The following is a 23,365-nucleotide window of genomic DNA, read 5'->3' as shown; positions in this document are numbered from 1 at the left end:
GAGGCGTTCACAGGTTCATTCGTTGATGGTTTAACATATGAACAAATGAACATTTGAACACGTGAACGTCGTTAAGGTGTTATAATGTTCGATTTTATTTTTTCGCTTTTTTCGAATGATATGGGTATCGACCTTGGTACTGCTACCACACTTGTTTATGTTAAAGGTCAGGGGATTGTGTTAAGGGAGCCGTCTGTTGTTGCATATGACAGGGATACCCAGGAGATAAAGGCAATTGGAGAAGCAGCAAAAAATATGGTTGGAAAAACTCCCAGTTCTATTGAAGCGATAAGGCCTCTAAGGAATGGCGTAATTGCTGATTTTGATATTACTGAAAGAATGATTAGGTATTTTATAAAAAAAGTGCACAAAAGAAAGACACTTCTCCATCCGAGAATAGTAATAGGGATACCATCAGGTATTACGGAAGTTGAGCGTCGTGCAGTCAGAGAAGCGGCAGAGCAGGCAGGTGCGAGAGAAGTTTATCTTATAGAAGAACCAATGGCTGCGGCAATCGGTGCAGGACTTCCTATACAAGAACCGACCGGTAACATGATTATAGATATTGGTGGTGGAACAACTGAATCAGCAGTTATTTCTCTAGGCGGAATGGTTGTTTCAAAGTCAATTCCTATTGCCGGCGATGAAATGGATGAAGCTATTCTTTCATTTTTTAAAAGGAATCACAATCTTGCTATCGGATATAAAACAGCAGAAACAATAAAGATACAAATAGGTTCTGTGTTCCCTTTGCAAAAAGAGGAAACAATGGATGTAAAAGGGCTGGATTTAGCACAGGGACTTCCCAGAACTATAAGTGTTTCAAGCAAAGATATAAGAGCGGCATTGTTGGAACCTGTTAAATCAATTATTGAAATGGTAAAAGGGGTTCTTGAAGAAACACCCGCTGAGTTAGCCGCAGAATTGGTGGATAGGGGAATAGTTATGGCCGGCGGCGGTTCTTTAACTCGCGGCATGACTGATTTGGTTTCAAAGGAAACGCATATTCCTGTATATCTTGCCCAGGATCCAATGACTTGTGTCGTTTTAGGAACCGGCAGATATTTGGAAGAATTGGAAAACATAAAGAAATCACGCAAATATATGGAATGATAGGGAACGCAAAGCAGATGCGTGTATTTTGTGTATAAGAAAAATCCTACTACCTTACTTTCATTTTATCTTGTTATATCAATAATAATTTTAAATTTTAATTTAAATCCCACTATAAAAGCAGTTAGGGATTTTTTGTTTTATATGATTATTTCGCCATATTCCAAGGCGAATTTTACTATTTCTTCAGTTAGTAATCTGGGTGTAAATATCAGGGAATTGATAGATGTTCATAAACAGGTTTTAGAATTGAAAAATAAAAATCAGGAACTTTTACATGATTTGGTAAGATTGAAAACGCTTGAAATAGAAAATGGGCGGATGAGCGAGTTGTTAAAGTACAAAAGAAAAACTCCTATAAAAACAACAATAGCCCGTATTATTGCAACACCACCGCAACAGTACTATAAAACGATTATAATTGATAAGGGTTTAGATGATGGATTATCAGAAAACAGGGCAGTATATGGTTTTTATAAAGAGCGTTTTGGAATTGTTGGACAGTTAATTACAGTTGAAAAAGAGTATTCGCAGGTTTTAGTTATAACTAACCGCATTTCAAAAATCCCTGCAAGAGTTTTATCTACTAACGTAGATGGTATAATTGTTGGTCGTGAAACTAATGAGCTTGAAATGATGTGGATTCCGACAGATGCCGATATAAAAATAGGCGATGAGGTTGTTTCCTCACCTGCTTCCGAAATATTTCCAGCCGGTGTTTCAATCGGAAGGATTGTATCTATATCAGAATCAGGACATTTACTATTTAAGTCAGCAAAGGTGATTCCAACTATTCCGACATTTCAGTTGACGGATGTTTTTATTGAATAGAAAGTCGTTCGGAAGCTTGTTTCGCAGAACCGCGTCCAGCTTGTGCTGGCGCTCTCACTCGTTCCGCTGAAAGTTTTAAGCGGAACTCCGTGAAGTTCTGCTCAACAACTTCCTCGCTCCCGACTAAAAACTAGAATGAAGTAAATTATGAAAAAGCCGTTATTTTATTTTACCTCTATAATAATAATAATAATTTCGGAAATATTGTTGTCGAAATTTTCATTTATTGGACTTATTTTTATCGTTTTTGTCGGGTTGTATAGAGGCGCATCAGTAGGATGTTCAGTCGGCTTTTTTATTGGATTATTAGAAGGAGTTTTTTCAACTACTTCTTTTGGTGTCGGTAGTTTTTCCTATTCGATTGTTGGTTATCTTGCAGGGCATATATCGAGAAGGATTGATGAGGAAAATCCACTCGCACAAATTATAATTGTGTTTTTAACTATTATTTTGAATTGGGTGATAAGTTCTATCATAGAAACACTTTTTACCGGTATCCAGGGTTTATTTTATTTGGATTGGAAAATTGTTTTTGTGGTTCTTTCTCCATTGTATTTTTGGATTTTAAAAAAATGGTGGTTTTTCTGGTTTAAAAAATTGGAAGTAGAGAGGTAATAAAAGCATTTAAGAATATAATATAAGTGAATTTACTAATCAACTAATTCTCTAATCTCTAATTCTCTGGTTTCCTATGTGGCATGGCGAAAACTTAAGTTATTCTATAGAATCATTTTCTGCACGATTAAATGTCTTGCGATTTGCAATATATTTTGTAATCGGAATAATTTTATTCCGTATAATTTCACTCCAGATAATCAGTGGTGATCGCTATAGAAAAATATCTGATGAAAATAGAATAGTGATATATCCGCAGCCTGCCTCGCGGGGTAAGATTTTTGACAGGAATAACGAGATTATAGTAGACAATAAGCCGTCATTCGTTGTTTTGTTTTCCAGACAGACGCTTTCAGATGAAGAAGTGAAAAATGTTATTACAAAAGTCTCAAGTTTTCTTTCCCTACCTGTAGATACGCTGCTTGAAAAAGTAAAAATGACTTCAGGTAGAAATTTTACACTTGTAAAAATTGCAGAAAATATTTCAAAAAATCAAGCTTTGCGTTTAGCAGAAAAAATGCCGCAATTACCCGGAGTGGTTGTTAGAGTTGAGCCTGTGAGGGTATATAAATGGAACAATATATCTTCACATTTAACCGGTTATGTCCGTGAAGTATCACTTGACGAATTAGATAGGCTGCCAAAAATAAAGTCAGGGGATGTTATTGGAAAGAATGGAATTGAAAAACAATATGATGAAATTTTAAGAGGTATTAATGGGGGTAGTCAGGTTGAGGTTAATGCTCGTGGAATTCAAAAGAGAATTATTGAAACTGTTGAATCTGTCGATGGTGACTCGCTTGTTTTAACAATTGATAAAAAGGTTCAGGATGCACTTTCAAGAAATCTTGAAGGTCATGTAGGTATCGCAATTGCAATAGACCCAAATAACGGTGATGTTTTAGGGCTTGCATCTTATCCTAATTATAATCCCAATTTATTTATTTCAAAAATACCAAACTGGCAATTATCATATTATTTAGAATCTAAACAAAGACCATTATGGGACCGCACTATACAGGGTCAATATCCGCCAGGTTCTATTTATAAAATTGTAACAGCGGTTGCGGGGCTCGAAAGCGGGGAGATTACACCTGAGACAGTAATTAACTGTAAGGGTTTTATTGAGCTTGGCAAATATAAGCAGAAATTCCGTTGTTGGGCACGAGAAGGACATGGGGATATTAGTCTAGTAAGCGCTTTGGCTCATTCCTGCGATGTTTTCTTTTATGATGTTGGTCTAAAATTGGGACCTACAATACTTGATGAATGGGCGAAAAAATTTGGTTTTGGTGAGAAAACAGATATAGATTTACCTTTTGAAGAAAAAGGACTTATACCTGATAAAGTATGGAAGAAGGAACGGCTTCATCAGGATTGGTATGATGGCGATACAGTAAATATGTCAGTTGGCCAGGGATATATCTGGACAACCCCGATTCAAGTAGCGCAGTTTATGTCTGCTGTAGCCAATGAAGGAACTGTTTTCAAGCCGAATATTCTTAAAAAAATAATTGATACTAATGGAAATGTAAAATTTGAGAGTTTCCCGGAAATAAAGTGGAAAGTAAATGTAAGCCCGTCTACTTTTAATATTATTAAGAAGGGGTTAGCGGGTGTTGCTCAGTATGGAACTGCTAAGGGTGTACATATTCCCGGTTTATCAGTAGGTGGTAAAACAGGTACTGCTCAAAATCCGCAAGGAGCAGACCATGCCTGGTTTGTGTGTTTTGCACCGTTAGAAAATCCTAAAATTGCTCTTGTGGTGATGGTTGAACATGGTGGTTCCGGAGGTGAAGTAGCAGCTCCTCTTGCCGGAAAAATGCTAGCAGAAATTTTTAACAAGCACGTTAAAACAGAAACAAGTAAAGAAGTGATAATAGCAAATTAGGACAAAGGCGTCCAATGTCCGATGTCCAATGTCCAAGGTAGTTGCAAAGCTTGCTTTGCTGACTTTTTGTAGTGGTGGGGATATCCCGCAATATCTCTTCGTCTTATGTTGTAGTGGCTTGCCCTTGGCAAGCCGGATGTAGCAATTATGAAATTAGAAATATTTAAGAAATATGATTGGATTCTTTTTTTAGATGTTATTATTATAACACTTACAGGACTTCTTTTTATATTTTCAGCACAAATGCGAACAGGTAATTCAACATTTTTTGTCGTGAAGCAGTCAACTGCAATGGGAATAGGTATCGCAGCGATGCTTCTAATTGTCAGTGTAAGATACGAAATATATTCTGAATATACTAAATATTTTTATTTTTTTGCCTTGATATTGCTTTTATTAGTTCTTTTTGCGGGAAGCCGTGTCCGTGGTTCAAAATCATGGTTTGATTTTGGAAAATTTGCTTTCCAGCCGTCGGAAATTGCTAAAATTGCCATCATAGTATATCTTGCTAAATTCATAGAAAAAAACCGTTATCAGATGTATAAAATATCCAAACTTTTCACTCCTTTGTTTGCAACACTTGTATATGTTGGACTAATTTTAATGGAACCGGATTTTTCATCTGCTACCGTATTTGTTCCTATTTTTTTAGGGATGATGTATGTTGGGGGTATTTCTAAGAAAATTGTTAATTGCGTGGTTATTTATTTTATTGTTGCCATAGGACTACCCTTTTTGGAAATATTTTTAACAACAAATTATTACAGTGAAATTAATCCCCATAACATTAGATTGATTTATATCGGAGTGGTTTTTTTAATTACTTTTGCGATATGGTTTTTAATAAAATCTTTACGGTTCAAAATAACATTTAGAGAGTATAAAACGGTAATTCTAATTGTTTTAATAGGATTAGTATCTGCGATTTCAATTTCAGCTTATCTTAAGGACTATCAGCGGAAGCGTATAATAGTATTTTTAGACCCATTGCTTGACCCGTTAGGAAGCGGCTATAATATTTTACAGTCAAGAATAGCTATTGGTAGCGGCAAGATTACAGGTCGTGGAATTTTCCAGGGGACACAAACACAGTTAGGCTTCATTCCTGATCAGCATACCGATTATATATTTGCTGTTTTATCAGAAGAAGGCGGTGCGCTATTTTCAATAGCAATTATTTTGTTATATGTTGTTTTAATTATGAGAGGAATTTCTATCGCAAAAAATGCTGCAAATAGATTTGGTAGTTTAATGGCAGTCGGAATTGTTATTATGTTTTCGTATTATATTATTCTGAATTTAGGTATGCTAACAGGAATCATGCCGGTTGCCGGTGTACCACTCCCATTCCTTTCATATGGCGGCAGTTCACTTATTATCAATATGATTGCCGTCGGAATATTACTAAATATACATATAAGAAGGTACGCTTACTAAAAAGAATAGAAGCGGATAAACGCAGATAGTAACGCAGATAAACGCAGAAAAATATCAGCGTAAATCAGCGTTGAGTTCAGCGTAAATCTGCTTATACGGTTTTATGGATATAGAAAAACTTTTACCTTATGTCAAAAAACCCTCTCAATATATCGGGCAGGAATGGAATTCGGTAGTCCGAAGTCCGAAGTCCGAAGTCCAATACCCGCTCAAATTCTGTCTTGTTTTCCCTGATTTTTACGAAATCGGGATGTCCAATCTGGGGATACAAATTTTGTATAATATACTCAATAAAAACAAAGATATTATTTGCGAAAGAGCGTTTGTTCCTCAGGAAGATATGGCAGAGATTCTGAGGAAAAACAATTTACCGCTATTTTCAATTGAAACAAAGACACCGCTTAATGAATTTGATATTATAGGTTTTAACATACAATACGAATTGTGTTATACAAATATTTTAAACATTTTAGATTTATCAAAAATACCGTTTAAGACAAAAGAAAGGATTGATTTAGAAAAAAATACAAAGCAAAAATATCCGTTAATTATTGCAGGCGGTCCTGCATGTGTTAACCCTTTACCACTAAGTGAATTTATAGATGCTTTTGTTCTTGGAGATGGTGAAGATGTTATATTGAAGATAATTGAAAAATTTAAAGATTCAAAGATTGAAAAATTGAAAATACTGGAAGAATTGGCTAAAATACAGTCGGTATATGTTCCGATATTGCACGATGGTAAAAAGGTCATTGAGAAAAGCACTGTTGATTTAGAAATTGCAGAATATCCGGTAAGACCGGTTGTACCGCTTCTGGATACCACTCAAAATCGTCTAAATATTGAAATAATGCGAGGTTGTGCAAGACGGTGTTTATTTTGTCAGGCATCAAAATTATATTCTCCACAGAGGATAAGAAGCAAAGAAAAAATATTAGAAATATTACAAAAAGGTCTTGATTCTACCGGTTATGACGAAGTATCTCTTCTTTCGCTTTCCACTTCCGATTACCCCGGGATAGATGAACTAATAAATTCAGTTTTGGATATATGTCTCAAGAAAAAAGTAGCTGTATCACTTCCGTCTTTAAGGTGTCAGCCTTCATCAGTGGACTTGGCGAGCAAAACCCGTGTTTTTAAAAAAACGTCATTAACAATTGCTCCGGAGGCGGGGACAGAACGTTTACGCAAATATATCGGAAAATCTATTACTGATGTTGAGATATTGGAAACAACAAAATACGCTAATAAATTAGGCTGGCATTTAATAAAGCTTTATTTTATGATTGGTTTACCGACGGAAACTGCTGAAGATATTGATGGTATTGTATCGCTTGTAAGAAACATTAAAAACCAGACACCGCAATTAAACCTGAATATAACCATATCTCCGTTTGTTCCAAAAGCACACACGGTATTTGAAAGAGAGCAGTTTTTTGGTTTAGATTATTTTAATGAGAAACAAAATTATCTAAGAAAGAAACTACCGGCAAAAATTAAAACCCATAAATCTGAGATGTCTTTAATTGAAGCAGTTTTTGCCAGAGGCGATGAAAAATTAGGAGATGTTCTTACAACAGCTTATAAAAACGGTTGCAGATTTGACCAGTGGAGTGAAAGTTTCTCCTACGATAAGTGGCTCGATGCCTTTAAAAAATGCAATATAAACCCCAATGACTATTTAAAAAAAATAGAAGATTCTAAAACACTACCCTGGAGTTTCATAAAATTATAAAGTTAAAGATGTCATTGCGAACCGGGTGAAGCAATCTCAAATATTTTGTAGTCGCAGAGCTTGCTCTGCTTTCGTTGACTCAATATAGTTACTTAGGCAGTCATACTGAGTGATATCGCCTGCCCACCTACAGTTTAGCGGTGGGAAGTATCTCATTTTAATACAGTATTTCATGAGATTCTTCGCCCAATAGGACACAGAATAACAATTACAATGGTCTACTTATTTTTATTTTTTCTTCTTTAGGATATGTTTAACAACGTTGGTAACTATTTTTTTTTCAGATAGGCTTTTATCTCTCATTAACCATATAAGCTTGTCTATTTCAGGGTCAGTTTTATAGGAAGTAGATTTATGTGCTTGAAATAAATCTGATAGAGATATTGAAAGAGCATTGCATATCAAATAAAGTGTTTTAATTGATGGGACACTTTTCCCTCTTTCAATCTGACTTAAAAAACTCCAATCCCGCCCAACCTTTTCAGCAAGTTCTTCAAGAGTTATCCCTTTAAGATTTCTTATCTCGCGTATTTTTTTACCAATACTTAGATAAAACGTGTCTAGTTCTTTCATATATTTTATTATACAAATAAATTTTACCAAATGTATTGAATATAACAACAAAAATAAGTATTGACATATACACCAATATTATTTACAATATAGAAAATATCTGCAGTTAAATTAAAAAATATTGGGAGACCTTATGAAAAAGAAGCGAATTTTGATTGTTGATGATGAAAAAGGTATTTTAGATTTTCTTAGCAAGGCGATTATTAAAGGTAATTGTGGTATTGTTGAAACAACGAGTTCTGTTACAGATGCTATATGGAAATTTGCAGAAAGTCCGTATGGCAGTCCCTATAATATCTTAATAACAGATATGAAGATGCCGGATAAGTCAGGCATATTTCTTATTCGACATGTTAAAATATTTTTTCCTAACTGTAAAATAATAGCAATGAGTTCTGATAATTCTTCATTAGAAGAAGCCAGAAAATTTGGGGCTTCCGCTTGTTTATTAAAACCCTTTAACATTTCCGATGTTGTGGAACAACTGAAAGATGAAATTGATGATAACATTGCGAGAACTGAAGAGACGAAGTAATCTTGTCGTTGATATCGTGTCGTTCTCCTAAAATTGTGGCCGCAGCCGAGTAGGTTCGCCTGAGGCGAAAGCGTTAGCTCTGCTAAAATGTAGATTCATTTAAACCGTGTAATTTCTTTGAATTTTTTATAACGAGCTGTAATTTCCCTGTTGGTAAGTTTTTTAAGTCGTTCAAGTGAAAAATCCTCTACATTAAATGACGCCATAACGCTTCCATAAATAACAGCTTTTTTCATATCATCTTCAGTAGGTTTTTTATCTAATTTTGCAAGATAACCAAAAAAACCACCTGCAAACGTATCGCCTGCTCCTGTCGGGTCAAGAACTTCTTCAATAGGGTAAGCGGGTGCCGAAAAGAAATTATCCTTTGATAATAGAAGAGAACCATGTTCTCCTTTTTTTATTACCACATACTTAAGCCCGTAGTTAAGAATAATTCTTCCTGCTTTTATCAAACTTGACTGTTCGGTCAATAATCTTGCTTCTGCGTCGTTGATTATCAGAATATCAATTTTAGAAAGTAGTTTTATAAGTGATGGTTTCTTTATTTTTATCCAGAGATTCATTGAATCTGCTGCAATAAGTTTGGGCTTTTTTATCTGTGAGAGAACCTCCATTTGTAAATCAGGGTCAATATTTGCCAAAAAAATGAATTTACTATCTTTATATGATTCCGGTATCTCAGGCTTAAACGTCTCAAATACATTCAGACAGGTTGAAAGCGTTTTTGCCTCATTCATATCATATTCATAAAAACCACACCATCTGAATGTTTGTCCTTCAACCACTTTAAGTCCTTCAACATTTATATTTCTTGATTTCAAAAGTTCAATATGTTCTTTTTGAAAATCATTTCCGACAACCGCTACAAGATTTACTTTTGTAAAAAAGCTCGCCGAATACGAAAAGTAAGTAGCCGACCCCCCAAGAATCTCCTTCCTTTCACCAAACGGTGTCTTAACCGAATCCAAAGCCACCGACCCAACAACAAGAATAGACATAATTTCGCTCCTATTTGTAAATTTTTCAGGTTCTTTTGTAGTCGCACGCCCTCGGCGTGCATTATGTTTTATAAACAGTTTTTGTTATTGTAGTGGCAGAGCTTGCTCTGCCTGCATCTTTCAAATTCCTATACAAAAACATCATGCCGAGAGCGGGATTTGAACCCGCAAGCCCCTGCGGGCACTAGCTCCTGAAGCTAGCGCGTCTGCCAGTTTCGCCACCTCGGCATCTATAAATTTCAACTTTTGTAGTTGCCGACCTTGGTCGGCATATCTTGATGTACAGGAATTTCAATGTTTGTAGTCGCACGCCCTTGGCGTGCCTAACTTGATGTCTAAGAATTTCAATGTTTAACAGAGCTGACGCTCTGCGGCTACAACATCAGCTGTTTTGTAGCTGCCCGCCAACGGTTCAGTGGCGGGCTCAACCTGTTAATCACCAAAACCAAAGTTATTCTACAAAAAAAGCAAAAATTAGTCAATTGTAAAACCTCTTAAAATATGGTAAAATCAATCTATGAGTAAAAAGATAATTACAACAAATAGGAAAGCGAGGTTTAATTACACTATACTTGAAAGTTATGAGGCGGGTATTGTGCTTGAAGGTAGTGAGGTGAAATCGGTTCGTGCCGGAAACATTGATTTGAAAGATGGTTATGTAAAAATTGAAAATAGCGAAGTCTTTTTATATAATATAAACATAAGCTTATACGATTTTGCTTCCGACAGGTTAAGCGGAAAATATGATCCCCAGAAACCTCGAAAACTTCTTCTTCATAAAAAAGAAATAACAAGACTTCAGGTGAAAGTCAGTGAAAGGGGATTATCTATTATTCCCATAGAAGTTTACCTTAAGAACGGATTAGTAAAAGTTGAAATCTCCGTTGCCAAAGGCAAAAAAACCTGGGATAAGAGAGAATCTATTAAAAAAAGAGAGATAGAAAGAGAAATAAGAAATATTAGATAGCAAAGTCGTTTGTTAATAGTGAGCGAAGAAAAGATTCTGATTTTTATAGTGAGCGAAGGAAAAATTTCTAATTTTATAGTGAGCGAGGGAAAAATTTCTGAAGAGCCTAAATTTGCGACTTATTCTTTCCAGGAGCAAATGATAGAGCGAGTTCTAACGAGCGTCTCAAAGAAATTTATTCCCGAGCGAATTTTGGGGGTGAACAGGTCTCGACGGGATTACTAGTTTGATGTTGTGGCAGACCGCAGTTAACCGAACGGCTGCGTTAAAAATCGGTTATTCAAATATAACTGCTGATTATTCACCAGTAGTTGCTCACGCATAAGTGAGCCGCTCTCCCGATTTCTACTCCTGCGGAGTCGGGGCAGAGTGTTATAAAGCGGGATAGTTGCCGGCAGAGCTGCGATGCCGACGGCGAAACTTAGCGGCTGGTCCTGAGCCAGTTTTGTCGATGGAATAGGTTCAGGGCGAGACAAAAACATCGACTATGTCTGTAGAAGCCATCAGGCAGTTTTTTCGGACGCCGGTTCGATTCCGGCCACCTCCATAAATTTTTGTAAACAAAAATTTCACTAACTACAAATTACTCACACTAAATACTAAGGTTTTAGTATTTGTAAATGATTTTTAGATTTGGTATCAAATAAGAACGTAGATTATTGCAATAAACCTGACATTCAAAAACTAGAGTAATAACTACAACTTCCATACATTTTTGACAGTAATCATTTTGAAGTGAAAATGCCAGGTTTTCTTCTCAATTCGGGTAACTAAACTTGGGTGTTTCATATAGATGGTATTAGAAATAGTAAAAAATCAGTAAAATCTTTAATATAAAAATGATATTGTATAATTTGACAAAAGGCAGGGTTGTCATAGAAAACTTAAAGATTGCAGAGAAATATTTTGATAGGGCAAAAGGGCTTATAGGTAAAGCGGGAATAGGAAAGAACGAAGGGTTATTATTAAAAAGATGCAACTGGATACATATGTTCTTTATGAGATTTGCTATTGATGCTGTTTTTCTTAAAACACAAAAAACTCAATCTCAAAATGTTTACAAAGTTGTAAAAATTTTATATAATGTGAAACCGTGGGGATTGTGTCAACCCGTTTTTAGTGCTAATTCTGTTTTAGAGATGAAAGCACAGATTTCAAAGGATGTAATTTTGGTTGGTGATGAGTTGGAAGTAAAATAAAATAATATGAGAAAAAATGCTGTTTGTATTTCAACAAAAGCAGTAAGGTTTATTGTACTGCTTGAAATGTTAATAGCATTCTCTAATTTAAGACTTTACTGTGAAACAACGGTTGTAAAAGCAATTACTGAAGATTCATCTAATGGTGATTTATCTGCTCTTAACGAAACAAACAAAAAGAAAAATAAACTTGTCCATATTGCTATTGAGGTGTTAGAGATAAGAAACGAAGCGGCGAAAACGCTTGGTGTTAAGTGGATTGACACAGTTAATGTCGGCGAAACGAGTGTACCGCCAACGATAACGGATATCCCGGCACTTTTTAGGGTTGGTGAGTTCGGTAGGTGGACAACTCTTTCGGCAGATATAAAACTTTTAGTTAATAAAGGTGCAGCACGGCTTTTGGCAAAACCTAAAATTATAGCTAAGTCGGAAACAAATGCCTCATTCTTTGTTGGCGGTAAAGTTCCGTATGCTATAGCGACAACGAATAACATACAGATAGAATGGAAGGATTATGGTACTCAGGTAAATCTTTTACCGACCATTCTTGATGATAATCAGATAGGACTTTCAGTTTTTGCGGATATTTCTGATTTGGATTATACACATGGAACAGTTGTCTCGGGTTTCAGTCTCCCTGCTTTAATTACCAGGAAAGCATCTTCATCTGTGATTTTAAAAGACGGGGAGACGCTTACTTTAGCAGGTTTAGAAAAGAGTTTAAAAGAAGAAATAACAAGCGGAATTCCGTTTTTATCAGATATACCGATTATAGGTATTTTGTTTTCACACAAGTCTTATAGCAATATAAAAACTACTGTGGTTATATTTATAACACCGACAATTGTTAAAGAAGGCGCCCCTATAGAAAAGATACCATTTTAGGGAAGGAGGAAATAAGAAATGGTTCAGGCAACCGGCAAAAAAAAATCCTGTAAAGAAATACTTCTCGATAAAAAGATTTTAACCGATGAACAATTTAAAAAGGTAGAAGAAGAGGTAAAGAAAACCGGCGCTCTTTTCCAGCAGGCAGCTATTGATATGAAACTTATTGATAAAGGTGAAATATTAAAACTTTTATCAACTGAATGGACAGTGAAAGCAATTGATTTGTCTGTTATGGATATCGACCCGGAAATAGTGAAAGTAATGCCTAAACCATCTGCAAAAAGATATAATGCTATTCCTTTTGCTAAAGAAGAAAGCATTTTATTTGTTGCTATGGCAGAACCGCGTGATTTATTTGCTATTGAAGATATAAATTTAAGAACAGGGTTTCAGGTCCAGCCGTATCTGGCGCTTCCTGAGGATATAAGAATAGTAATAGATAAAATCTACGGAAGTGAAGCAGAAGCGATGGCTGAAGACGAAGAGGGAAGAGAAGAAACAGCTTCAATGTCATCTTCTGATGCGGATGATGCAAAAGAACTTACTGCAGAACTGATAGCAGGACTTGATTCAGGTGGTGAAATAGAAGTTGATAAATTTGCAGCGGAAGAATCTACCGATATTATGCAGGTTGATACTTCTGCACCTGAAGTAGAAAAACTTGTTAATGCTATAATTTTAGAAGCAATGAGGTTAAAAGCATCAGATATTCACATTGAACCGTTTGAAAAGAAATTAAATGTTCGCTACCGCGTGGACGGCAATTTAAGGCGAGCATCGTTTAAAATACCGTTAAGTTTTAAACAGGCTCTTATTGCAAAAATAAAAATCATGACCGGTTCAATGAACCTTACTGAAAGAAGGGTTCCGCAGGACGGCAGAATCCAGGTAAAGGCAAAAGGTAAACCGATAGAATTCCGTGTCAATATTATTCCGACTATCTATGGTGAAAGTGCAGTAATGAGAATTCTTGATAGGTCCGGTTCTTCGGCAAAATTGGAACAACTTGGTTTTTTACCTGATACTATTGAGAAATTTCTGGTATCGCTTGCTAAACCATATGGTCTTATTCTAGTATGCGGACCTACTGGAAGCGGTAAATCATATACACTTTCTGCAGCACTTGCAGCTATCAAAGACCCGACGGAAAAAATCCTAACTGCTGAGAATCCGGTTGAATATAACCTTGACGGGGTAATGCAGGTGCAGGTAAATCCCGACCTGAAAATGGGCGACAAAGTTTTTGACTTTTCTATGGCACTTCGTTCTTTCCTCAGACAAGATCCGGATATAATTATGGTTGGTGAAATTCGCGATAAAGAAACAGGTCAGATAGCGATGGAAGCTGCTATGACGGGTCATTTGGTTTTATCTACTGTTCATACCAATGATGCACCATCAGCGATTTCCAGGCTTTCTGAAATGGGTATACATACCTTTCTTGTGGCAAATACAACAGAGTGTATTCTTGCCCAACGGTTGATAGGGACATTATGTAAAAATTGCAAGGAACCGGACCCTAATCCGTCAGAAGATTTGATAAAGTTACTTGAATTTTACAAAATTGATTATTCAAAAGCGTCGTTTATGAAAATTCACCAGGGTGGCTGTCCGAAATGCGGTACCAGGGGAATGAAAGGCAGGACTGCAATACACGAACTTTTAGTTATGGATGAGGAGTTACGCAGGTTTTGTATAAAAGAAGTTTCTGTCGGTCCAATAAGGGATATGGCAAAGAAACATGGTATGCGTACATTGGTTGAAGATGGACTTATAAAAGTTACAATGGGACTTACAACTTTTGATGAGGTTATGACTGCTGCTACATAAAAGGTGGTTTTGTGGTTGAGACCCTTCGTCTGCTATCTTGGTGTATAGGAATTTCGATATTTAGCAGAGCTAACGCTCTGCGGCTACAATATCAATTGGTTTGTAGCTGCAAAGCGAAGCTTTGCCTAACTTGTTAAGTAAAGTTTAGTTTTTAAAAGAATAATAAGAAAACGATATATTACAGGAGTTATTTATGGAAAAAAACTCAAATTTTGCTGAATTTTTTGATATTGTGAGAACCATAACATCCACATTTGATGTTGATTCAGTTTTAAAAAAAATAGGTACTGCTGCTGAGAGACTAACCAATACAATGGCATCCTCAATTATGATTTTGGACGATGATAAAAAAAGTCTTTATTTTAAAGTTGCCAGTGGTGATAAAGGTACGATATTAACTAAGCTTAAAGTTCCCGTTGGTGAGGGTGTTGCAGGCTGGGTTGCCAAAAATAAAGAGCCGCTGATTATTCAGGATGTAAAAACTGACGCGCGTTTTACTGGAAAAATTGATTCTGAATCCGGCTTTCAAACAAAATCAATACTTTGTGTTCCACTGATTGTAAACAATGAACTTATCGGAGTTGCGGAAGTACTTAATAAAGTAGATGGTTCCCAGTTTACAGAAGACGATAAAACAATTTTAATTAGTTTATCGGGTTTTGCTGCTGTTGCAATATTAAATGCAAGAAATATTTCTGACCAGCAGAACTTTTTTGCAAATATTTTCGAGATACTTACAACTGCGTTTGAGTCAAAAGACAAACGGCTTTCAGGACATTCGTTTAAGGTAGCGCAACTTTCAACTGCAATAGCCAAAGAACTCGATATTTCCGGTTCCAATTACAAAGATATTTATTACGCTGCAATTTTACATGATGTTGGTTTTGTTAATATTCCTGAATATTCTATAATGGACCATGCAACAAATAAAAGTCATCCTATAAGAGGTTTTGAAATGGTTAAAAATATAAACCTTTTAAAAAATGCTGCGGAACTTATAAAATATCACCACCTGATGTATGATGGTTCCGGTTTCCCTGAAAGCTTAAAAAAAGAGCAAATACCTCTCGGTTCAAGGATAATATCTTTAGTTGAATCGGTAGAAGATATGAATTTTTCGGGTATTTCAAATGACAAAATCAAACAGATTCTTGAATCACAAAAAGGAATAAAATACGACCCTCAAATAGTTGATACTTATCTCAAATTAGATTTATTATGAAGAAGAAAATTCTCATAGCAGATGATAATGAGGAAATAGTACAACTTCTTATAGCTTTATTTACACCACTTGGACATGAAATCTTTATAGCAAGGGACGGTTCTGAAGTGTTTTCTGTTTGCCGCAGAGAAAAGCCGCATCTCGTTGTTCTTGATATAATGATGCCTTGTTTTACCGGTTTCCAGGTTTTAAGACGGTTAAAAAAAGATGAAGTTTTCAAACCTTATCCAAAGGTATTAATGCTCTCCGTAAAATCACAACCCCGGGATATTCAGCAAGCAGAACAATTCGGTTGTGATGCCTACTTGATAAAGCCGTTTGAACCCAAAGAACTTGTTAAGAAGGTTGTAGAACTGCTTGACAAAAAGGATTTTACCCAGTAATACGATTTCAAAACAATGGATAATATAATTGACGACATAAATCAGTTAAAAATTGAAAAAAAAGCGGTTGTGCTTTCACATAATTATCAGTTACCTGAAATTCAGGATATTGCTGACTTCGTGGGTGATTCATTAGAACTTTCAAGGAATGCTCTAATTACCGATGCTAAAATTATTGTTTTTTGCGGTGTTCATTTTATGGCTGAAACTGCAAAGATATTATCGCCGTTAAAAGTAGTACTCTTACCTGATATGAGAAGTAGCTGCCCGCTTGCCAATATGATTACTGTAGATGATGTTAGAAGACTTCGCCATGAAAATCCTAAGGCATCAGTTGTTTGTTACATAAATACATCTGCTGATGTAAAGGCAGAATGTGATATTTGTTGTACGTCTTCAAATGCTATTGAAATTGTTAATTCTGTTCCATCCGACACTGTAATATTTTTACCTGACAGAAACCTCGGCAATTATGTTTCCAAATACACAGACAAGAAAGTAATTATATGGAATGGTTTTTGTCCTACCCATGAAACACTAAAAGTTGAGGATGTCCTGGAATTAAAAAAACAATATTCTAATGCAAAATTCGTAGCGCATCCTGAATGCAGAGAAGATGTTCTGAATCTTGCCGATAAGGTTACTTCAACAAGCGGGATAATCAGATATGTTAAAAATGATTCTTCAAATAGCTTTATTATAGGCACTGAAACTGCCATTTTACACCGTCTTCAAAAGGAAAACCCAAACAAAACATTTATACCTGCCTCCCGAAGGATGTTCTGCCCGAATATGAAATATGTCAACCTCGAGTCGCTGCACGAATCACTTCTTAATAAGCAACACGAAATAGAAGTCCCGGAAAAAATAAGAAAAAAGGCATATTTGGTAATCCAAAAAATGCTTGATATTTCTTAGAAAGTATCATTATAAAACGGATTAAATGAAGTTTGGTTGCATCTATTGGTTTTTGCGGAAATGTCCGGGAGTTAAACCGCTGTATTTGCGGAATATTCTATTGAAATGATATTCATTAGTAAAACCCACTTCTTTGGCAATGGATTTTAACGGCAGGTTTGTTGTCAGGATTAATTCTTTGGCCGTTTCGATACGTAATATACTTAAATCCTCTATTGGTGTACGTCCTGATTCACTTTTATATTTCCGTAAAAAATGATATTTACTCAGGTAAGCAAAATCAGCTAATTTTTGTAGAGTAATATTTTCCTTTAAATTATCACGCATAAAACCTTTTATTTTCCGGATAAGTTCAGATTTTTCTTTATTAGTTCTATTTAATCTTGAATATTCTGCTAATATGGTTTCGGTTATTGATTCCTGAAATTGAATATTATATTTCGAATTAGTTTGTCTTTCTTCTAAAAGCCATTTTGATAAAAGTCTCATCCTGCCGTTAGTATCGTGTAATAATATAGGGAATTCCATTTTTTCTTTGTTATCTTGTTTCCAGCCAAAATAAATAGTTTCAGCCGGATTTTTTTCATTAGATTTTTCTTTATGTGCCGCACCGGCTTGATAAAACAAAACATCTCCTGCTTTTGCAATTATGTTTTGGTTTGCGATTAATACAGACATCTCTCCGTTGATAACAACAATCATTTCATTAAAAGGATGGGAATGACTGGGCATTTTCCATTTCGAATAAGGTTCGGTTCTGCCAACATAAAGTAATTCTGAGTTATTTTTCTTCATAAGCAATTATAGATAAAATAATGGCAATCGTAGGTATTGACATTTTTAGCACTATGCGTTATACTACTGTTAGATAGCACAGAAACATTATATAAAATAATAAAAATATGTCAATAGCAATATAAGAATAATAAAGGAGGATTAAAATGCCGGTAAAATTCAGAAAGAAGTTGATAGATAATGTTAAATATGAGGCTGCTTCGGTTTTTGACGTTAATAATGACGGAATTTTAGATATTGTATGCGGAGCGAATTGGTATGAGGGTCCTGATTGGAAGAAACATAAAATATGTGATGTGAAACGGGAAGGCGAATATTATAATGATTTTTCAGATTTGCCTATGGATGTTAACGGTGACGGTTTTTTGGATATAGTTACGGGTGCATGGTGGGGTGCCACTTTACAGTGGAGGGAAAATCCAAAGGGTAAACCTGTAGAATGGAAAACTCACGATATATATAAATGCGGGAGTATTGAAACTACACGGCTGTTTGATATTGATAAAGACGGACACCAGGAGATTATCCCCAATACGCCCGAAGCTCCCTTAGCGTATTATAAATTAAAATTAGATTCCAAAGGAAAAGGTACCGGCGAATTTGACAGGTATGTAGTTTTTGACCAACCGAGCGGACATGGTTTAGGATTTGGCGATATAAATGGCAATGGCAGACCTGACATTATTTTAAGAAATGGCTGGTTGGAAGCACCGGAAGACCCTGCAAAAGGTAAATGGAAATTTCACCCGGAATTTGATTTGGGCAGCGCTAGTATCCCGATAATTGTACACGATGTTAATAATGACGGTATTGCAGATTTAATTGTAGGGCAGGCGCATAATTTTGGTTTGCACTGGTGGGAGCAGCAAAAGATGAGTAACGGTGAAAGAAAATGGATAAAACATGATATTGACCTCACCGCATCCCAGTATCACGATTTACAGATGGCAGATATAGACAATGACGGGGAGTTGGAATTAGTTACCGGTAAAAGATATCGTGCCCATTGCGGCGAGGATCCCGGCGAAAGTGATTCTGATCCTGTTGGGATTTATTATTTCAAAATTAATTCCGGAAAGTTTGAGAAAAATATTATTGATTTCGGTAAAGTTCCGGATGCCACCGGTTGCGGTATTCATTTTGCAATTGCCGATTTAAATGGTAACGGCTGGCTTGATGTTGTTGCCCCGGGTAAAGATGGTTTATATTTATTTGAAAATATGGGATTGGAAAAATAAAAAAATAGGAGGTTGGTTATGGCGAAGATAGCGTTTATAGGGGCAGGAAGCATTGTTTTTTGTCAGACATTAATGAAGGATATTTTAGCGACTCCGGCTTTACAGGACAGTGAAATATGGTTGATGAACAGGACGAAACCTAAACTTGACCAGATAAAAAGTTTTGCTGACAGGATGGTAAAAGACAACAAACTGCCTACAAAGGTAGTCGCCACACTTGACCGGAAAAAGGCGTTAGCGGGAGCCGATTATGTTATTGTAATGATACAGGTTGGCGGCGTAGATGCTTTCAAAATGGATTATGAAATTCCTTTAAAATATGGAGTAGACCAGTGCATAGGAGATTCACTTGGACCCGGCGGGATATTTAGAGCGTTACGGACTATACCGGTATTGATTGATATAGCCAAAGATATGGAAGAAGTATGCCCAGATGCATTGATGGTGAACTATGCCAATCCGATGGCAGCTAATTGTTTCGCACTTGGCAAAGCGACCAAAATAAATTTTATAGGACTTTGTCATGGTGTACAAACCACACTTGATTTAATCAGCAGGTATGTAGATGTTCCAAAGGACAGGATTGACTATTTCTGTGCGGGAATTAACCATATGGCTTGGTTTCTTTCTCTCAAAGATAAAAAAGACGGGAAAGACCTTTATCCCATACTTAGTAGGAATATTGAGAAACCGGAATATTATATTAACGAAAAAGTACGGTGTGAAGTTATGAGGCATTTTGGTTATTTTATGACAGAAAGTACCGGCCATCTTTCGGAATATATTCCCTGGTTTCGTAAGAACAAGAAGGCGCTCGACCTGTATTGTGACCAGCCGAGTTTTGGCGGGGAAACAGGTGCATATTATAAATGGTGCAGTATGATTGCCGAAAAATATGCCAAAATAGACCAACTGTCGTTTGAATCAACACAAATTAAAGGAAGGAGTATAGAGTATTGTTCTTATATTATTGAGGCAATGGAAACGGACAATATTTTTCGTCTCAACGGTAATATTAGGAATGACGGGTATATTACAAATTTACCGCAGGGTTGTTGTGTTGAAGTGCCGATATTTGTTGACAGTAGAGGACTTCATCCAGTCCGCGTTGGAGAACTGCCTCTGCAGTGTGCAGTTTTGAATCAAAGCAATATCGGTGTGCAGGCATTAGCAGCTGAATCGGCATTGACCGGCAACCCGGAATATGCAATGCAGTCAGTGGCAATGGACCCGCTTACAAGCGCAGTTTGTACTCTTTATGAAGCACGTGAAATGGTGAGTGATATGTTTGAAGCAGAAAAAGAATGGTTGCCGCAATTTGCAGGGAAGAAGTTACAGTCAAAACCAATTATTAATACTCCAAAAGGAACGAAAGGAGTTGATGTACCTTTGGACCCGGCACTTGCAGTTGTCCATAGGTTCGGCAAATTAGTTGAACAAAAGAAATAAGTAAAACGGAGGAAATATGTCTAAAGTAAAAATTGGGTTTATCGGTTCCGGATTTATGGGGCAACTGGCTCATATTTCAAACTATGCATTATTGCCTGATGTGGAGATGACTGCTCTTGCTGAAGGCAGGGAGAAAACTGCTGAACTCGTTGCCTCCCGTTATGGTATTAAAAAGGTTTATTCAAATCATAAAGAGATGCTTAAAAATGAAAAATTAGACGGAGTTGTGGCGATAATGAACTTCGGGTTTCATAATGTTGTGGTCCCTGATGTTATTGATGCCGGGCTGAATATACTGACAGAAAAACCATTGTGTGTAAACGCAGAAAATGGGAAAAATTTAGTTCAGAAAGCGAAACAAAAAGATATAGTTTATCATGTTGGTTTTATGAAAAGATGCGACCCTGCCAGCATTTATATGAAAAAGACAATTGAAGAATGGAAGAAGTCCGGTGAATTAGGTGAATTTAGTTATTTAAGAGCAAGTATGCCCCCGGGCAATTGGATGTTTGGGATTGAAGACCCAATATCTGCAAATGATGCTGACCAATCACCGGCTCAGGAACAGGAATCAGTTCCTTCCTGGATGGACAAAAAAACCGGTGAAAAATATGTAGATTTTGTAAATTATTATATTCACCAGATAAATTTAATCAGGTATTTGTTAAAAGAGGACTACAGCGTAAAATACGCAGAGTCTTCAGGCAGGCTGCTGGTAGGGGAGACTGATTCAGGAAAACCTATTGTTCTTGAAATGAATACTTATAACCTTAAAAAAGAGTGGCACGAATTTTATACTGCATTTTTTGAAAAAGGTTATATTAAGTTATCGCTACCGGCGCCGCTGGCACGGCAACATAGCGGCAAGGTAGAAATATATATTAATAATAGCTCAGGGGAATATTATAAAAACCCTGTTTTTTCACCTCGCTGGTGTATGTTAGAACAAGCCCGTATCTTTGTGGAAACAATACAAGGAAAACGGGAATGCATTTCTACGGCTGAAGACGGATTAAAGGATTTGGAAGTTGCCGAATCATATATCAAACTGCTAACAAAGAAGTGATAGATGTGATTGTCTCTTATAAAACCTACTTCGGCGACCTTAGTCGGTATTAACTTGATGTATAGAAATTTCAATGTTTAGCAGAGCTAACGCTCTGCGGCTACAATATCGATTGATTTGTAGCTGCAAAGCGAAGCTTTGCTTAACTTGTATGAAAGTATAATAAAATGGATAAAAAAATAAAAAAATCAATTCTGATTAAAAAAGTACGATATGAGGAGATGTTACCTTGGGAAGCAGTAAAATCCCGTAAGGCATTCCCGGTTGCCTATCTACCAATCGGTGGGATTGAGTGGCATGGCGAACAGAACTGTCTCGGATTAGATACCGTCAAGGTTCACGCAATTGCTATGGAATGCGCCAAAAGAATAGGTGGAGTAGTTTTTCCATCTCTTTTCTATGGTGAACCACGGGAACATTATCTTATGGAAGCGGACCAGGATGAAGATGGACAAATTGCTAATAAGATGGAACTACCTAAAAGTAATTTTTCACCCGGGTATATGCAGGAGCAAGGTTTTCAGGCTAATTTTGACTATGTGAAATTGTTACATCATATTATGGTTGAAATTCATAGTCTTGGGTTTGAAGTTATTATTGTTTTATCAGGACACTATCCGCTGCTATATCATGCAAGAGCTGCTTGTGAACTTTTTAATCTTGATTACAGAAAGGCATGGCCTTGTTCCGGGTATGAATTAGTAAGAGATGTAATCCCGTCAGCCGGTGACCATGCTGCTGCATGGGAAACAAGTTTAATGATGTACTTAAGACCCGATTTGGTTGATATGACGAGGTTACCAAAGGACTTGAATGTAAAACTTATCGGAGTGCATGGTAGAGACCCAAGGAAATATGCAAGTGTAAAGTATGGCAAAAAAGGTGTTGATGCAATTGTCAACCGGATATCGGAAAAAGTGCATAAATTATTAGGTAGATAATTAATTGGTTTGTAGTTGAACTTAATGGGGAAAATATGTTATTGAAAAAACTTAGAGAAGAAGTATATAGAATGAATTTAGAACTTCCTAAAAACCATCTGGTTACGATGACCAGTGGGAATGTAAGTGGCAGAGATATTAAAACAGGTTATATTGTAATTAAACCCAGCGGGATAAATTATGATGAACTTAGTCCTGCAAAAATGGTTATAGTAGATTTATCCGGAAAAGTTATAGAAGGAAAACTTAGCCCGTCAGTTGATACAATATCACATTTAGTTATTTACCGTAACCGTAAGGATTTATGCGGTGTAGTTCACACTCATTCTTCATATGCAACAAGTTTCGCATTGTTGGGAAAACCAATACCTGTCTACCTTACTGCTCACGCTGATGAATTTGGCGAGGTGGTTCCAATTACAAGGTATGCATCTCCGTTTCCGTTAGAAGAAGTAGGAGAAGCCGTAGTCGAAACATTAGGAAATTCAAGAGTTCAGGCAGTATTAGTTAAAAGCCATGGAGTATTTGCATTTGGTACTACAGCCACTTCTGCACTTAAAGCTGCTGTAATGGTTGAAGATATAGCAAAGACCTGCCATTTAACATTACTTTTAGGCAAGCCGAACGTATTACCTGGAAGTGAAATAAAAAAATGGTATAGAAGATATCACGAAGTATACGGACAAAAAAATAGCAAGTTATTTTGAATAATTAAAAGTATGCGGATTTCAATGT

General features: G+C 36.3%; 22 protein-coding genes, 1 tRNA gene and 1 other RNA gene. 20 read left to right on the top strand and 4 right to left on the bottom strand.

Features of this window, described 5'->3' with window-relative positions; translation table 11 throughout:
- Window positions 1–81: 81 nt before the first annotated feature.
- The 6 genes from PHE88_05780 to PHE88_05755 all read left to right on the top strand — a co-directional run bounded on the left by PHE88_05780 (window position 82) and on the right by PHE88_05755 (window position 7,622).
- The gene (locus tag PHE88_05780; protein ID MDD5687322.1) at window positions 82–1,113 is read left to right on the top strand and encodes a rod shape-determining protein; all 1,032 of its coding nucleotides are present in this window, start codon (window positions 82–84) and stop codon (window positions 1,111–1,113) included.
- A 30-nt stretch (window positions 1,114–1,143) separates the two neighbouring features.
- On the top strand, window positions 1,144–1,944 hold the full coding sequence (gene mreC / locus PHE88_05775; GenBank protein ID MDD5687321.1) for a rod shape-determining protein MreC: 801 nt from the start codon (window positions 1,144–1,146) through the stop codon (window positions 1,942–1,944).
- Window positions 1,945–2,091: 147 nt separating this feature from the next.
- Window positions 2,092–2,559: a rod shape-determining protein MreD gene (gene mreD / locus PHE88_05770; protein ID MDD5687320.1), complete on the top strand. Its 468-nt coding sequence runs from the start codon at window positions 2,092–2,094 to the stop codon at window positions 2,557–2,559.
- A 76-nt stretch (window positions 2,560–2,635) separates the two neighbouring features.
- Complete coding sequence (gene mrdA / locus PHE88_05765) at window positions 2,636–4,450, top strand: penicillin-binding protein 2 (protein MDD5687319.1); 1,815 nt, start codon at window positions 2,636–2,638, stop codon at window positions 4,448–4,450.
- A gap of 147 nt (window positions 4,451–4,597) precedes the next feature.
- Window positions 4,598–5,887: a rod shape-determining protein RodA gene (gene rodA / locus PHE88_05760; GenBank protein ID MDD5687318.1), complete on the top strand. Its 1,290-nt coding sequence runs from the start codon at window positions 4,598–4,600 to the stop codon at window positions 5,885–5,887.
- 103 nt (window positions 5,888–5,990) lie between these two features.
- Complete coding sequence (locus tag PHE88_05755) at window positions 5,991–7,622, top strand: TIGR03960 family B12-binding radical SAM protein (GenBank protein ID MDD5687317.1); 1,632 nt, start codon at window positions 5,991–5,993, stop codon at window positions 7,620–7,622.
- Between the two features lie 228 nt (window positions 7,623–7,850).
- On the opposite strand, the gene PHE88_05750 is transcribed toward PHE88_05755, so the two are convergent.
- Window positions 7,851–8,195 (bottom strand): helix-turn-helix transcriptional regulator, encoded by a 345-nt coding sequence (locus PHE88_05750; protein ID MDD5687316.1) that lies wholly within the window; start codon window positions 8,193–8,195, stop codon window positions 7,851–7,853.
- Window positions 8,196–8,328: 133 nt separating this feature from the next.
- Here PHE88_05750 and PHE88_05745 point away from each other — a divergent pair, with 133 nt between their 5' ends.
- Window positions 8,329–8,730, top strand: coding sequence for a response regulator (locus PHE88_05745; protein MDD5687315.1), 402 nt, complete (start codon window positions 8,329–8,331; stop codon window positions 8,728–8,730).
- 95 nt (window positions 8,731–8,825) lie between these two features.
- Here the strand turns inward: PHE88_05745 and PHE88_05740 are convergent, their stop codons facing one another.
- Together PHE88_05740 and PHE88_05735 are read right to left on the bottom strand one after the other, a co-directional pair.
- Window positions 8,826–9,731: a PfkB family carbohydrate kinase gene (locus PHE88_05740; GenBank protein MDD5687314.1), complete on the bottom strand. Its 906-nt coding sequence runs from the start codon at window positions 9,729–9,731 to the stop codon at window positions 8,826–8,828.
- A 144-nt stretch (window positions 9,732–9,875) separates the two neighbouring features.
- Window positions 9,876–9,959: transfer RNA gene (locus PHE88_05735), tRNA-Leu, on the bottom strand.
- Between the two features lie 289 nt (window positions 9,960–10,248).
- Between PHE88_05735 and smpB the strand changes: the two genes are divergently transcribed.
- From smpB to nadA, 8 genes are all read left to right on the top strand, one after another.
- Window positions 10,249–10,698 (top strand): SsrA-binding protein SmpB, encoded by a 450-nt coding sequence (smpB, locus tag PHE88_05730; protein MDD5687313.1) that lies wholly within the window; start codon window positions 10,249–10,251, stop codon window positions 10,696–10,698.
- A gap of 194 nt (window positions 10,699–10,892) precedes the next feature.
- Window positions 10,893–11,248: a transfer-messenger RNA gene (gene ssrA / locus PHE88_05725) on the top strand.
- 289 nt (window positions 11,249–11,537) lie between these two features.
- Entirely contained in the window at window positions 11,538–11,897 is a 360-nt protein-coding gene (locus tag PHE88_05720) for a DUF192 domain-containing protein (protein ID MDD5687312.1), read from the top strand.
- A 6-nt stretch (window positions 11,898–11,903) separates the two neighbouring features.
- Window positions 11,904–12,785, top strand: a complete 882-nt coding sequence (locus PHE88_05715) for a hypothetical protein (GenBank protein MDD5687311.1) — start codon at window positions 11,904–11,906, stop codon at window positions 12,783–12,785.
- A gap of 18 nt (window positions 12,786–12,803) precedes the next feature.
- Complete coding sequence (locus PHE88_05710) at window positions 12,804–14,618, top strand: ATPase, T2SS/T4P/T4SS family (protein ID MDD5687310.1); 1,815 nt, start codon at window positions 12,804–12,806, stop codon at window positions 14,616–14,618.
- Between the two features lie 193 nt (window positions 14,619–14,811).
- Window positions 14,812–15,840 (top strand): GAF domain-containing protein, encoded by a 1,029-nt coding sequence (locus tag PHE88_05705; GenBank protein ID MDD5687309.1) that lies wholly within the window; start codon window positions 14,812–14,814, stop codon window positions 15,838–15,840.
- Window positions 15,837–16,223: a response regulator gene (locus PHE88_05700; GenBank protein ID MDD5687308.1), complete on the top strand. Its 387-nt coding sequence runs from the start codon at window positions 15,837–15,839 to the stop codon at window positions 16,221–16,223. Before PHE88_05705 ends, PHE88_05700 begins: the two co-directional genes overlap by 4 nt.
- Window positions 16,224–16,238: 15 nt before the next feature.
- Entirely contained in the window at window positions 16,239–17,141 is a 903-nt protein-coding gene (gene nadA, locus PHE88_05695) for a quinolinate synthase NadA (GenBank protein ID MDD5687307.1), read from the top strand.
- Window positions 17,142–17,183: 42 nt separating this feature from the next.
- Here nadA and PHE88_05690 read toward each other — a convergent pair whose 3' ends face one another.
- Window positions 17,184–17,936, bottom strand: coding sequence for an AraC family transcriptional regulator (locus tag PHE88_05690; GenBank protein ID MDD5687306.1), 753 nt, complete (start codon window positions 17,934–17,936; stop codon window positions 17,184–17,186).
- 146 nt (window positions 17,937–18,082) lie between these two features.
- Here PHE88_05690 and PHE88_05685 point away from each other — a divergent pair, with 146 nt between their 5' ends.
- The 5 genes from PHE88_05685 to PHE88_05665 all read left to right on the top strand — a co-directional run bounded on the left by PHE88_05685 (window position 18,083) and on the right by PHE88_05665 (window position 23,337).
- Window positions 18,083–19,174: a VCBS repeat-containing protein gene (locus tag PHE88_05685; protein MDD5687305.1), complete on the top strand. Its 1,092-nt coding sequence runs from the start codon at window positions 18,083–18,085 to the stop codon at window positions 19,172–19,174.
- Between the two features lie 18 nt (window positions 19,175–19,192).
- Entirely contained in the window at window positions 19,193–20,623 is a 1,431-nt protein-coding gene (melA, locus tag PHE88_05680) for an alpha-galactosidase (GenBank protein MDD5687304.1), read from the top strand.
- Window positions 20,624–20,639: 16 nt separating this feature from the next.
- Window positions 20,640–21,689, top strand: coding sequence for a Gfo/Idh/MocA family oxidoreductase (locus PHE88_05675; GenBank protein MDD5687303.1), 1,050 nt, complete (start codon window positions 20,640–20,642; stop codon window positions 21,687–21,689).
- A 167-nt stretch (window positions 21,690–21,856) separates the two neighbouring features.
- Window positions 21,857–22,630, top strand: coding sequence for a creatininase family protein (locus PHE88_05670; protein MDD5687302.1), 774 nt, complete (start codon window positions 21,857–21,859; stop codon window positions 22,628–22,630).
- A 35-nt stretch (window positions 22,631–22,665) separates the two neighbouring features.
- The gene (locus PHE88_05665) at window positions 22,666–23,337 is read left to right on the top strand and encodes an L-ribulose-5-phosphate 4-epimerase (protein ID MDD5687301.1); all 672 of its coding nucleotides are present in this window, start codon (window positions 22,666–22,668) and stop codon (window positions 23,335–23,337) included.
- Window positions 23,338–23,365: the final 28 nt, after the last annotated feature.

The organism is Elusimicrobiota bacterium (assembly GCA_028718185.1).
Taxonomy (GTDB): Bacteria; Elusimicrobiota; UBA8919; order UBA8919; family UBA8919; genus JAQUMH01.
This window is presented reverse-complemented; position numbering and strand designations above follow the sequence as displayed.

Excerpts from the sequence above, each read along its gene's own strand:
- PHE88_05705 (MDD5687309.1), top strand. The coding sequence starts at position 14,812 with ATGGAAAAAAACTCAAATTTTGCTGAATTTTTTGATATTGTGAGAACC.
- mreD (MDD5687320.1), top strand. The coding sequence starts at position 2,092 with ATGAAAAAGCCGTTATTTTATTTTACCTCTATAATAATAATAATAATT.
- nadA (MDD5687307.1), top strand. The coding sequence starts at position 16,239 with ATGGATAATATAATTGACGACATAAATCAGTTAAAAATTGAAAAAAAA.
- PHE88_05710 (MDD5687310.1), top strand. The coding sequence starts at position 12,804 with ATGGTTCAGGCAACCGGCAAAAAAAAATCCTGTAAAGAAATACTTCTC.
- PHE88_05670 (MDD5687302.1), top strand. The coding sequence starts at position 21,857 with ATGGATAAAAAAATAAAAAAATCAATTCTGATTAAAAAAGTACGATAT.
- mrdA (MDD5687319.1), top strand. The coding sequence starts at position 2,636 with ATGTGGCATGGCGAAAACTTAAGTTATTCTATAGAATCATTTTCTGCA.
- PHE88_05750 (MDD5687316.1), bottom strand. The coding sequence starts at position 8,195 with ATGAAAGAACTAGACACGTTTTATCTAAGTATTGGTAAAAAAATACGC.
- PHE88_05700 (MDD5687308.1), top strand. The coding sequence starts at position 15,837 with ATGAAGAAGAAAATTCTCATAGCAGATGATAATGAGGAAATAGTACAA.
- rodA (MDD5687318.1), top strand. The coding sequence starts at position 4,598 with ATGAAATTAGAAATATTTAAGAAATATGATTGGATTCTTTTTTTAGAT.
- PHE88_05720 (MDD5687312.1), top strand. The coding sequence starts at position 11,538 with ATGATATTGTATAATTTGACAAAAGGCAGGGTTGTCATAGAAAACTTA.
- PHE88_05715 (MDD5687311.1), top strand. The coding sequence starts at position 11,904 with ATGAGAAAAAATGCTGTTTGTATTTCAACAAAAGCAGTAAGGTTTATT.
- PHE88_05675 (MDD5687303.1), top strand. The coding sequence starts at position 20,640 with ATGTCTAAAGTAAAAATTGGGTTTATCGGTTCCGGATTTATGGGGCAA.
- PHE88_05755 (MDD5687317.1), top strand. The coding sequence starts at position 5,991 with ATGGATATAGAAAAACTTTTACCTTATGTCAAAAAACCCTCTCAATAT.
- smpB (MDD5687313.1), top strand. The coding sequence starts at position 10,249 with ATGAGTAAAAAGATAATTACAACAAATAGGAAAGCGAGGTTTAATTAC.
- PHE88_05665 (MDD5687301.1), top strand. The coding sequence starts at position 22,666 with ATGTTATTGAAAAAACTTAGAGAAGAAGTATATAGAATGAATTTAGAA.
- melA (MDD5687304.1), top strand. The coding sequence starts at position 19,193 with ATGGCGAAGATAGCGTTTATAGGGGCAGGAAGCATTGTTTTTTGTCAG.
- PHE88_05690 (MDD5687306.1), bottom strand. The coding sequence starts at position 17,936 with ATGAAGAAAAATAACTCAGAATTACTTTATGTTGGCAGAACCGAACCT.
- PHE88_05740 (MDD5687314.1), bottom strand. The coding sequence starts at position 9,731 with ATGTCTATTCTTGTTGTTGGGTCGGTGGCTTTGGATTCGGTTAAGACA.
- PHE88_05685 (MDD5687305.1), top strand. The coding sequence starts at position 18,083 with ATGCCGGTAAAATTCAGAAAGAAGTTGATAGATAATGTTAAATATGAG.
- PHE88_05745 (MDD5687315.1), top strand. The coding sequence starts at position 8,329 with ATGAAAAAGAAGCGAATTTTGATTGTTGATGATGAAAAAGGTATTTTA.